The sequence below is a fragment of the Xanthomonas sp. D-36-1 genome (assembly GCF_017746155.1).
Classification (GTDB): Bacteria; Pseudomonadota; Gammaproteobacteria; order Xanthomonadales; family Xanthomonadaceae; genus Xanthomonas; species Xanthomonas cissicola.
Window position 1 is genome coordinate 18319 of sequence record NZ_JAGHWR010000030.1, and the last position, 12510, is coordinate 30828.

At 65.0% G+C, this 12510-nt stretch carries 6 protein-coding genes; 1 reads left to right on the forward strand and 5 read right to left on the reverse strand.

What is annotated here, in order from left to right:
• Positions 1–52: 52 nt before the first annotated feature.
• The 3 genes from J7367_RS09470 to J7367_RS09480 form a co-directional block, all read right to left on the reverse strand.
• Positions 53–2230, reverse strand: a complete 2178-nt coding sequence (locus J7367_RS09470) for a hypothetical protein (RefSeq protein WP_057660370.1) — start codon at positions 2228–2230, stop codon at positions 53–55.
• A gap of 801 nt (positions 2231–3031) precedes the next feature.
• Positions 3032–4105, reverse strand: a complete 1074-nt coding sequence (locus tag J7367_RS09475) for a 3-deoxy-7-phosphoheptulonate synthase (protein WP_007972568.1) — start codon at positions 4103–4105, stop codon at positions 3032–3034.
• Positions 4106–4635: 530 nt separating this feature from the next.
• Complete coding sequence (locus J7367_RS09480) at positions 4636–7449, reverse strand: TonB-dependent receptor (protein WP_057660368.1); 2814 nt, start codon at positions 7447–7449, stop codon at positions 4636–4638.
• Between the two features lie 500 nt (positions 7450–7949).
• On the opposite strand from J7367_RS09480, the gene xopX reads away from it, so the two are divergent.
• Complete coding sequence (gene xopX, locus J7367_RS09485; RefSeq protein WP_057660366.1) at positions 7950–10079, forward strand: XopX family type III secretion system effector; 2130 nt, start codon at positions 7950–7952, stop codon at positions 10077–10079.
• 117 nt (positions 10080–10196) lie between these two features.
• Here xopX and groL read toward each other — a convergent pair whose 3' ends face one another.
• On the reverse strand, positions 10197–11837 hold the full coding sequence (groL, locus tag J7367_RS09490; protein WP_017155924.1) for a chaperonin GroEL: 1641 nt from the start codon (positions 11835–11837) through the stop codon (positions 10197–10199).
• Positions 11838–11975: 138 nt separating this feature from the next.
• Positions 11976–12263, reverse strand: coding sequence for a co-chaperone GroES (locus tag J7367_RS09495; RefSeq protein WP_057660365.1), 288 nt, complete (start codon positions 12261–12263; stop codon positions 11976–11978).
• Positions 12264–12510 lie beyond the last annotated feature (247 nt).

A 12510-nucleotide genomic window follows, 5' to 3' on the forward strand; every position in this document is an offset into this window, starting at 1 on the left:
TGTGCCAAGCCAGCCGTGAGCAGAACGCAGCACGATCACGCCGGCGGCTGCATCACTTGGTTTTGGAGACCGGCGGCAACAGCCCGGGCCGCGCGTCATACCACTCGCGTGCGCCGGCCAGATGCCACTGCCGCTGCTTGCCATCGAGTTCGATGCCGGCACCCAGCACACCCCAGCGCAGATACAGATCGCCGCGCCGCTGCGCATCGTTCAAGGCCAGCCGCGCACGCAGCGACAAGCGCGCATTTTCCGCATGCAGGTCGTCGATCAGCACCTGCTGCTTGCGCCAACGCACTCGACCAGTGGCATCCAGTTCGCCCGAATCCAGCAAACCCAGCACCCAGCGCGGATAGTCGGCGCGCTGGGCGAACACCGCGAGCAGTGGCGCGATATCGCGCAGTCGAAGGGCTGCGTCGGCATCCACCTGGAACGGTGCTTCGGCCTGGATCGTACCGGCACCCACCTGCAAGTCGCCCCACCAATTTGCATCGGCGCCTTCATCCCCCACGCGCATATTGCGCAGGCGTATGCGCGTGCCGCTGAGGTCGAAGAACTTGTTCTTGAAATCGGCGCGCTGCAGCGTTGCCCGCAACTCGGCATCGCCGCGCATCTGGACGCCCGCCAACGCCAGATGCGCGCCCTGCCCGCGCAGGTTCGCATGCCCATTACCGACCTCGCCAGACGCATTGAGCGCCACATCGCCGGTCAGGCTGCCGCGACCGCCGAGCAGGCGCACGTTGTTGCCCGGCAGGTAGCGGTTGTAGGCGGTGAGATCGGGCACACGCGCATCGCTGAAACGCAGCTGTGCCTTGAGCGTGTCGCTCAGGCGGGCCAGCTCGGCATCGCCATGCATGGCCAGTTGCAGATCGCGGCCATCCAGCAAGAGCTGTTTGGGCGCATCGCGCGGCGCCGCCTTGAAGGTGGGAATGCTCACATCCAGATGCGCCTGCGCCGTGGCGGCATCGTCGATGCGCCCGTGCGCCTTGGCAACGCCGGCCAGGCGCGTGTCGAACACCTGCGCCACGGCCTCCACGCGTGGAATATCCAGCGTGCTGCCGGCACTCAGACGGCCCTGTGCAAGGCGCAGGTCCGCTTCGACCAGACCGCCGCCCTCCAGCTGGAACCACGGCTTGCGCACGAACAGCTCGGCGATCCAGTTCAAGGATTCGAACTTCCAGCGCCCACGCACCTGCCCCGACAGACGCGGCAACAGCTGCGCCGGCTGTTCGAACGGAACACTGCGCCCGGCGATGCGCAGATCGGCGTGCAGCTCGCTGCCGGTCTTCTCGTCGCGCGGTAGCCGCGCCTGCACGCGGATGTCCTGCGCTACGTCCAGTTGCAGCGCGAGCATGCCGCGGTCGGTGGCGCCCACGCCGGCCAGCAACGGCAACCGCCACACCGCACGGCTGCCTGGCTGCAGCGCGCCGCTGGCCAGGCGGATATCGGCCTCCACGCGCGCTGCCGATGGCCCGCTGCCGATGTCCACATGCGGCGCGCCGGTATCGATCTTCAGCGCCACGGAATTGGCCTTCAGCTGTAGCCGGGCGGCGGTGATGCCGAGCTTACGCAGCCCCGGCGCCTGGTCGCGGTAATGGCGTGGAAACTGAAACTGCGCATCCAGCTGCGCACTATTGAACACCTGCACCCCGTCGTAGCTGACCACTGCATCGGTAAAGCCCGCTTCGGAAGGAAACAGTTCCGACGGCCCGCCCTTGAGTTGCTTCAGAAAACCGACCTTGCCGTGCCCTTGCCCGGCGATCAGCAATTTGCCCAGGCGGGCACTGCGAATGCTGTTGCTGGTGATTGCGTCGAAGCGCAACGTCCAGCCTTGGTTGCCCCGCGGTGGCGGCGGAATGGGCGTATCGGAGGTTTCCACTTCTGCGCTCACGCCGGTGGCATGCAGCCACGGCAGGCGCACTTCGCGCCGAAACAAGGCCAGCAGGGCGATACGCGCATGTGCGCGGTCGGCGTGAAAGACATACACCGTGCGGTTGGCCTGCCCGCGCATGCGCACGTTCCAGGCGATGACCTCGCCCGGGAACAGCGTCAGTGCCGGGCCGGTCTGCATGGTGAACTTGTGCGGCTGCCGATTGGTGCTGGCGTCGAACAGCGGGGTATTGAGATAGAGGTTGCCGGCCAGCAGATACAGCGCGTACAGCGCCAACACGATGCCCACTGCACGACGCCACGGCCGTGGCCAGCGCTGGAAGCGGTCGCGAAGTGAGGGCATGGGCGCAGGCAGGAAAGAGTCTGCCGCCACTATCCCGGTTGCGCTGACCGCGAAGCGTGAACAAGGCTGGTGCCGTTGCGGGAATTGGGAATCGGCTGCGAGCTTGGAGATGGGCGGCCGGCCAATGCCCAGTGCTGCGAACATCGCAATCCCGGCAGTGCTGCACTGGCGATACGCTGAACCGCTGCGATTACGCAGTCCCGGCGTTTAACGCTTCTCGAACTTCATTGCTGCGCACGACATGCAGCGACATCGCAGGGTCACGTGCCGGGCGGATAACGGTCCTGCCCGCTCGCTCCATGTGACAGGAAGGCTCTCTCCCCCTGCTGTCGCTGAGCGAAACGGGCCATCACTGGGTGGTGTCCAATCCGTCGGGCCGGCTCCCTGCGCCGGCCCGACGTTCTTGGTCTGCCGCGGCCGGCGAGACGCCTGCACGCACGGCCAAACCGATCGTTGTATCTGTTGGTCGTCGCTGATGGCACCGCTGCGCGCCATGTTGGACGTGCTGCACCTGCGCGACAGCGGCGCACCAGCCAGCCGTCTCGCCTGGGGTGAGTACTGGCTCGAGCGTCTAGCGCACCCACGTCATTGCCTGCGCAGTGACCGATGCCTGCTGCACCGACACACGTGCCAGCTGCAAGATCCTTCCCATTGGCAAAGGTGGCGCATAGCGCCGAATCAGGGATGCGCGACGCCTCACGCTCACTGCAGACCAGACACGCGCTGCCTGGCAGTGATTTGGAGTGGGCGACGCCCCATGCAGCATCAGCACGTGTTCTGCCGATGCTGCTGCGCCGCAACTCACGCAGCCTCGGCAATCTTGCGCATGCGCCGTGCACGCACTGCGGTCGCCAGGCGTTCCAGCACCTGCACCGAACTATCCCAGCCGATGCAGCCGTCGGTAATGCTCTGGCCGTAGGTTAGCTCGCACCCCGGCAAGAGGTCCTGACGCCCACCGACCAGGTGGCTTTCCACCATCACCCCGACGATGCGCGTTTGGCCGTTTTCCAGCTGATTGGCGATGTCCTCGACGACCTTGGGCTGGTTCTCGGGATTCTTGCTGCTGTTGGCGTGGCTGGCATCGATCATCAGGCGCGCGGGCAGGCCGGATGCATTGAGCACCTGGCTGGCCGCTTCCACGTTGGCCGCATCGAAGTTGGGCTGTTTGCCGCCGCGCAGGATCACATGGCAATCCGGATTGCCCGCCGTCGCTGCCACGGCGGTGTGTCCGTCCTTGGTCACGGCCAGGAAATGATGCGGATGCGAGGCCGCGCCCACCGCGTCCACCGCAATCTTGACGTCGCCACCGGTGCCGTTCTTGAAGCCCACCGGGCATGACAGCCCCGATGCCATCTCGCGATGCACCTGGCTCTCGGTGGTGCGTGCGCCGATTGCGCCCCAGGCCACCAGGTCGGCGATGTATTGCGGCGAAATGATGTCGAGAAATTCCACGCCGGCCGGCAGGCCGAGATTGTTGATATCGCGCAGCAGGCCACGCGCCACGCGCAGGCCCTTGTTGATCTGGAAGCTGCCGTCCAGGTCCGGATCGTTGATCAAGCCCTTCCAGCCGATGGTGGTGCGCGGCTTTTCGAAGTACACCCGCATCACGATCTCCAGCGCATCGCCGAACTGATCGCGCAACGGGCGCAGGCGCTGCGCGTACTCCATCGCCGCAACCGGGTCGTGGATCGAGCATGGCCCGATCACCACGGCCAGGCGATCGTCGCGCCCGTGCAGGATTTCGTGCAGCGCGGCGCGCGCGTTGGTCACGGTTTCGGAGGCGCGCTCATCGCAGGGCAGCAGCGACAGCAGCTGCGCAGGCGGTGCGAGGGCTTCGATCTTGCGGATACGCAGGTCATCGGTGACGGGCGGCATAACAGTGTCTCGGTGGGCGGGGTTGCATCAGGGAACCAGGCGCGGCGGCAACAAAAAAGCCGCCAGGTGTGCGCTGGCGGCTTTTCGGGAATGCTGCTGAAGTGTCCTTCAGGGTGAGCGCAATCCTTCCTCCGCCAGCGGCATCGGAAAACCGTAGTACCAAAAGTAAAACTGGCTGCGGGGTGCGTTCATGGGATGCATTGATACCACGCACTTTTGCGCGTTGCCACTGTTTCATCGGCAACGGACCGGGCACAGGTGGAAGCGAACGCCCCTCCACTGGCTCCGGCACACCCCCGCGTTGAAATGCATGCGGCCGCAGCGGTGAAGTCGGCACAGGTTCCCGCGGCGGCCGCCAATCCAACGGGTGACGATGGCGCTGCCGCCAATCGGCGCGATGCAAACAATCGATGACGCGCTGATCGAGCTGGTCGTCTCGCCAGGTCCTGCGGCCCTGCCGGAAGCAGTGCAGACACCAGACGCCCGCACGCCACGGCCGCCACCGTGGCGTGCGCAAGCGCCGCGCTCGCTCAAAACGTAAACACATATTCCGCCGCCACTTCGCGGCCGATCGGGTTGAACAGCGTGGTGTTGTAGAAGCCGTACCCGTAGAAGCGTTCCTTGTGGTCGTAGCCCACTTCGTTGAAGACGTTGTTGACGTAGACATTGACCTTGGCGTGGTCGGTGATCTTGTAGCCGGTGCTCAGGTTCCAGTAGATCGCCGGGCCCACGCGGCCGAAGTAGCGCTTGCTGGTTTCGCCCAGATGCACATTGCCGGTGTCGGTCACCAGGCACGCATCGGAGGCGCTGGGTTGATAGCCGTCGTCGAAGCGTTCGCAGGTGCCCCAGTTGACCGCGCGCATGGAGCCGATCCGGCGGAAGTACACGGTCCAGTCCCAGGGGCCGCCGTTGTCCCAATGCACGCTGCCACGCACGCGGCTGCGCACGCGTTCGTCGCGGCGGTTTTCGTCGCTGTCGGTGCGGTAGATCTGCTCGCGATAGGCGATCAGAGTGTTGTAGTCCAGCGACAGCTGGAAGTTGCCCCAGCCTGCGGTGGCAAGGCGATACTTCAGCGACGCATCGATGCCGGAGGTTTCCATCTGCGCCAGGTTGATCGGGCCGCGCTCGATGCTGGCGATGGTGCCGTCTGCATTGCGCATCACGCGCGAGGTGATGGTGTCGCAATAGCCCGCGCCGCCGGGGTTGTTCCAGGTGCCGCCGCTGATGGTGGTGCCGGTACGGCAGCCGGCTTCGGCCGACAGGATCTCGTCGCGGTCCAGGTCCTTGATCATTTCCTCCAGCTGGATGCGGTAGTAATCCACGCTCAACGACAGCCCTTGCGCGATGTCCCACACCACGCCACCGGTGAACGAGCGGCCGGTTTCCGAGCGTAAGTCAGGGGTGCCGCGACGATTGACGTCCACCGTGTAGAAGATGTTGTTGTTCTCGTCGTTGCAGCCGCCGGTCAGGTACGCGCCGGAGGAAATGCAGCGGTACTGATCGATCACCGTCTGGTTGGTGGAGCTGGGTTCGCCCAGCACGTAATGCATGTCCGGCGCGCGGAAGCTGGTGGCCACGGTGCTGCGCACCAGCAGGCTCTCCGCCGGCCGCCATTCCAGGCCCGCGCTCCAGGTGGTGTCGCTCTGCGTGCCCACATCGGTGGGGATGGCAGCCGAAGAACGGTAATTGCCGTAGCGGTCGTAGCGGCCGGCCACATTCGCGCTCAACGTGGAGAGCAACGGAATCTGGAATTCCAGACCGGCCGAACTGCGCATGCGTTCGCCACCGCCGCTGTCCACCACATCCACCGGGTAGCACTCGTTGGCACAGGGATCGGGAGAGAGTTGATAGCCCTGCTTTGCCACTTCGGCCACGGTGGCGAAGCGGATCGGCCCGGCCCAGCCCTGCACCACATCGCCGCTGACGCTGAAACTGGCTTGATTCACCCACGAATAAGCCGAATTGTGCGATTTGGCGACCAGCGCGTCGTACTGGTCCGACGATAACGGCGTGTACAGGCGCGCTTCGTTGATCGCATAGATCGGCGTGCCATCGGCGGCAGTGCCGAGGGAGCTGCCGAGGAAGTAGTCGGTCGCGCGCGCGGTGTCCACGGTGCGGATGTATTCGTCGACGGTGTAGCGCGAGCGGCCTACGCTGAACTCCCAATCGAAACGGTCGGCCCACACGCCGCGCAAGCCGGCGCTCAGATCCCAGGACTGCTCCTTGTTGTAATTGGCAAGCCGGTCCCAGCCGCCGGCTTCGCGCCGGGTGAGCTGGCGGATCAGGTTCAACGAACGCCCGGTGGCCGCGTCCTGGAACGGGCCCAGATACGCGTACGGCGGGTCGTAGGTCCAGCGGCCGACGCTGCGGTTGGCGGAGAACGTGGCCCAGGCCTCGGTGTGTTCGCCGAACTTCCAGGTGCCGTAGAGATATGTCGAATAATCCTCGCTGCCGGTGACCAGGCCCCAGTCGCCGTAATCGCGCGCGACGCCGCAGTAATCGCCGGCATTGGTGAGCGCGCCGGTGTTCTGGTTGTAGCTCAGCCGCTGCCCGTCGATGAACTCGCCGCCGAAGCGCGCGCAGGTGCCGGCAGGCGGCGCCAGGCGCTCGTTGGTGTTGGCATCGATCAGGCTCAAGCCAGTGAACGGATTGAAGCCGTACAGGCGGTTCTGGCCGGTCCAGTTGGAGTAGGACATGTCGTCCGAATCATCCATCTGTGGGCGATCGCGTCCGCTCAACGGGTCGCGCCGGGTGGCCTGCAGCGCGTAGGTCAGGCTCCAGTTCTCGCCGGTGCGCCCGCCGGCCCAGGACACATCGAAACTGTCGCGCCCACCTTCGGTGGCGGTGCCGCCACGCAGGCGCACCTGGTCGCCCTGATAGTCGCGCTTGAGGATCACGTTGATCACGCCGGCCACGGCGTCCGAGCCGTAAATCGCCGACGCACCGCCAGTGAGGATGTCGATGCGCTCCACTGCGGCGGAAGGAATATTGCTGTAGTTGGAGAAGTTGCTCTCGCCGCCGTAGGGCAGCGGGTAATCGGCCACGCGATGCCCGTTGACCAGCAGCAGCGTCCGCCCCGGCCCGAGGTCGCGCAGATTGATCGGCGAGGCGTTGGGCGTATGCGAGCCCCACTGCGTATCGGCTTCCACCGAGCCCTGCTGATTCATGCTGTTGAGCACGTCGTAGACGGTGGCAAAGCCTTCCTGCTGGATCTGCTGCGCACTGATGGTGACCACCGGTTGCGCACCTTCGACCTGCGCGCGCTTGATGCGCGAACCGGTGACGCTGACCGCATCCAACGTGGAGGTGGCGCGCGTGGCATCGGGTTCGGTTTGCTGGGCCATGAGCGGCGGCGCGCACGCAGCAGTCACGGCAAGGGAGACGGAAATCGACAAGGCAAGGCGATGACTGCGGCAGTTCATAAGATCCCCGGGAGAGGCCGGACGCGGCCGGCGTGGCAGTGCACTGCAACGACGCCTGCCAGCGATGCGTGCACCGCTGCCCCTTGTCCGATGGCCCCCCGACCGCTCGGCGCAAACGCCTGCCCAGCGACGCTAAGGCTGTGATGACATCGGTGTCAACAGGTGGTGACAGAGTGTGACGGCGAACGACGATGCGGCGGGCTGGGGGTGCCTCCACCACGATTTCTGCGCATCCAGCGCACTCGACCCTGCGCAGATTCAACAGGTCATGCGATCACAAGTTGCCACCGTCCTGCCTGGTTGGTTCTTCCTGCAACGCAGGAGTTCGCATCGCGTTATGCCGGCCGGGCAGGCTTGTTCGAATGATGCATGTGCGCCAGCCAGTACCCGCTGGCCGCTCCCTCCCATCAAGGAAACCCACCATGGAGATCAAGAAACAGCAAAGCGCAGGCCCCTCTTCCCTGGCGCCATTGCACGACACCCTTACCGACAACGCTCCGGTCGCCGACGCCACGTCGCCGACGCAAACGCCGCTCCACCCCAGCTTGTCGGCGCTCACTCCGCGCAGCCGTTCGCGCGCGTCCGCCGCCGACTCCGAGCACGGCGCTTCGCCGATGCCCTCGCACGACGCTGAACCGCCAGCCCATTCACCCGAACGCGCCGCCGGCCCGTCCACCGCCCCCTCGCTTGCCGCCCGCGCAAACGCTGCATTGGCAAGCGGCGTGCAGCAGGCTTACGCTGCGGTATCGAAGGGGGCGTCCGATCTCTGGTCGCTGGCGGATCTGCGCACCATGCTGCAGATCCATGCGGACGATCCTGCATTCCTGCAGATGGTGCGTCACACCGACCCGGAACAGCACGCGCCGCACAGTCTGGCCGCGTGCCGCCAGCAGATCACCCAGCTGCGCGATGTCATCGAAGCGGCAACCGGTCTGGAAGCACGCTTCCGTCAGCAATTGCTCGGCGACATCAAGGCCGTGGAAGACGCGCTGCAGCCGCTGGAGCACGACACACCTGCGGCCGGGCGGGCGCTGAAGTCGCTGGTCAACCTGGTCAATCTGTGGCCTCTGGTCGTTCCCAGTCCGTTTCTGGGCAACCAGGTCAAGACCTTCGCCTATTCCATCGCTGCGGCAACCAAGGGCGTGATGACGCTTTCGGCCTCTGCGCTGCGCCCCACCGCCGACGGGCTTCCGTTCCCGCTGATGGGCGGGCAGCTGGGGCGCGACGCCAATGAGATGCACTTCTACGCCATTTTGCTCAACGGATTGTTCCTCACCACCGAACTGCCCAAGAAATTCGGCAACCCGTCCATGCGGCACCAGGCCGAAGCAGTGGAAAACAACCTGGGATTTGCCGCGGCCGCATCGACCGCGTGCGCGGCAATGGTGCTCACGCCCTTCCTCTGGAACAGCCTCAACGTGCTCGGCAATCGACTGCAACACAAGGTGTCGCATCTGGGTGCCGGCATTGCAGAAAGCTACGGTTTTCAGAGCCAGGCGCAGCGGTTGCGTGCACGCCTGACGCCCGGCCAGATCAGCGCGCAACTGCGCACGCAACTCAACGAGATCTGCGCTGCTCTGGAGAACGGCCGAGAAGCGTTTCAACAGGCACGTCGCGCGTTCACCGACCCGAGCCAAGGGCACGAGCTCACCCGTACGCTCAATGCCCAGTGCACGCACCTGCTGGAGACGCTGGACCAATGCAGCAAGCGACTGAGCACTGCGCTACAAGTGGACCAGAACCAGAATCAGGCCCAGCCAGCCACCATCCCGCGCCAGGTCACCAACCACGACATTGCCCCCAAGCTGGCATTGGCGTTGCTGGGAGCCGGAGTGACCGGGCTAACGGTCTACCTGATCCAACCGGATCGGATCGGCACGGTCGACCTGGTTGCCGACTCCATCCTTGTCACGACCGTGATGATGCAGTCGGCGCTCAACGCACATGCGACCCGCCAGGACGCAATGGAGCGCTTCAAGGCCATGTGCTCCGGCAGCTTGGTGATGGCGCTGGCCCTGGGCGTGGAGAAACTGTCCAAGACCTTGGCAGACAAGAGCCTGATCGAATCCTCGTCGGCATCGCCCTACTACGCCGGCGCGATCATGTCGCTGATGTCGATGACCATGCCGGGCCCGATGGCGCGTGGCGCAGAGCTGGCGATGAACTGGGGCGGCGCGCAGGTCATGCGGGTGTTCAGAGGGCCCGACGGCACCACGCTCGCAACCCGTATGCCGTCCTCGCCCGAGGAGCTCATCCAGCACGTGCAGGACACCGCCAGATATGTGCAAAGCCTGTCGCCGGACCAGGCGCAGGAGTACGCGCAGACCGTTGCCGATAGCGCCCTGCAGGGGATCGAGGACGCCGGCGCGCAGGCGCAGACCAGGCCCAGCAGCAGCGTCACGATCACCGAGATCGACGACATCGCCGATATCGAAGAGACGAACGACGACGCTGCGTTGGCCGCAGCCAGCGCCTCGCCTGAGCAACGCTCGCCTGCGCACGCGCATCGGTCGCCGGATCAGGCCGCAACCAGCACAGCGCCTTCGTCCTGACGGGACGAGCGCCGGTCATCGGCAACTGCCGCGTGCATGCGCAAGCGTGAGTGACGCGCATAAAAAACCCCGCCGTTTGGCGGGGTTTTTTTAACGCAACAGCCGAAGTGGCGTGGATTAGAAATCCATGCCGCCCATGCCGCCCATGCCACCGCCGGCCGGCATCGCCGGCTCGTCCTTCTTCGGTGCATCGGCCACCATGGCTTCGGTGGTGATCATCAGGCCGGCGATCGAGGCGGCGTTCTGCAGTGCCGAACGGGTCACCTTGGTCGGGTCCAGGATGCCGAACTGCACCATGTCGCCGAACTCGCCGTTGGCGGCGTTGTAGCCGTAGTTGCCGCTGCCTTCCTTGACCTTGTTGAGGATCACGGACGGCTCTTCGCCGGCATTGGCCACGATCTCACGCAGCGGGGCTTCCATCGCGCGCAGGGCGATCTGGATACCGTGGGTCTGGTCTTCGTTGGCACCCTTCAGCTCGCCCACGGCCACCAGCGCACGCACCAGGGCCACGCCGCCGCCCGGGACCACGCCTTCTTCGACGGCTGCACGGGTGGCGTGCAGGGCGTCTTCGACGCGTGCCTTCTTTTCCTTCATTTCGATTTCGGTCGAGGCGCCGACCTTGATCACTGCAACGCCGCCGGCCAGCTTGGCCACGCGTTCCTGCAGCTTCTCACGGTCGTAATCGGAGGAGGTGTCTTCGATCTGGGTCTTGATCTGGCCCACGCGCGATTCGATCGCGGCAGTGTCGCCGGCGCCATCGATAATCGTGGTGTTTTCCTTGGAGACCTGCACCTTCTTGGCGCGGCCCAGGTCCTTGATGGTCGCCTTCTCAAGCGCCAGACCCACTTCTTCGGAGATCACGGTACCGCCGGTCAGCACGGCCATGTCTTCCAGCATCGCCTTGCGACGGTCGCCGAAGCCCGGTGCCTTGACGGCCACGACCTTGACGATGCCGCGGATGGTGTTGACCACCAGGGTCGCCAGCGCTTCGCCTTCGACTTCTTCGGCCACGATCAGCAGCGGCTTGCCGGCCTTGGCCACGCCTTCCAGCACGGGCAGCAGGTCACGCACGTTGGAGATCTTCTTGTCGTGCAGCAGGATGAACGGGTCGTCCAGGTCGGCCGACTGGCTCTGCTGGTTGTTGATGAAGTACGGGGAGAGGTAGCCGCGGTCGAACTGCATGCCCTCGACCACGTCCAGCTCGTTTTCCAGGCCCGAGCCTTCTTCAACGGTGATCACGCCTTCCTTGCCGACCTTCTGCATCGCTTCGGCAATGATGTTGCCGATCGACTCGTCCGAGTTGGCCGAGATGGTGCCGACCTGGGCGATCGCCTTGTCGTCGGTGGTGGGCTTGGAGATGTTCTTCAGCTCGACAACCGCAGCCTTGACGGCCTGGTCGATACCGCGCTTGAGGTCCATCGGGTTCATGCCGGCGGCCACGGCCTTGGCGCCTTCGCGGATCAGGGCCTGGGCCAGCACCGTGGCGGTGGTGGTGCCGTCGCCGGCGTTGTCGTTGGTCTTGGAAGCGACTTCCTTGACCATCTGCGCGCCCATGTTCTCGAACTTGTCAGCCAGTTCGATTTCCTTGGCGACGGAGACGCCGTCCTTGGTGATGGTCGGGGCGCCGAAGCTCTTCTCGAGCACGACGTTGCGGCCCTTCGGGCCCAGGGTGGCCTTCACGGCATTGGCAAGCACGTTGACGCCACGGACCATGCGGGTACGTGCGTCTTCACCGAAACGAATGTCTTTAGCAGCCATTGGTTGTTACTCCGGAAATTGGGAATGGGGAATCGGTCAATCAAGGGCGGATATCGGGGCTGGGCGGGATGGCGAGGGCGCTGGCCGCTCTACCGATTCCCAATTCCCTACTCCCGATTCCCGGCGCATAGCGCCTGATCAGCTGATGACGGCAAGGATGTCGTCTTCGCGCAGCACCTTGTACTCGACGCCTTCGGACTTGTAGCTGCTGCCGGCGTACTGGCCGTAGATGACCTTGTCGCCAACCTTGACCACCGGCGCGCGCAGGCTGCCGTTGTCCAGCGGCTTGCCGGCGCCGATCGCGACGACTTCACCCTTGGTGGACTTTTCCTTGGCGGAGTCCGGAATCACGATGCCGCCGGCGGAAACTTCGTCGGCTTCGATCGGCTTGACTACAACGCGGTCGTGAAGCGGCTTGATGCTCATAGAGAAGACCTCTTAAGTGTTTGATTGGCCTGGAAATTATCGGCGATGTTAGCACTCGCAAATGACGACTGCCAGCACAGCGCGCGGGAAAAACCCGACAGAGCGGGTGCGGGCCAGAGATTGTGCTGCGTGGGCGGCTTTCAAGGCCTGGCGGCAAAAATTTTTCGACAGCGGCGGTCTCGGCCAGAGGCCACTGCGAGTGCGGCGCGGGCCCAGGGACAATGCACGGCCATGCCTGTTGACCGCG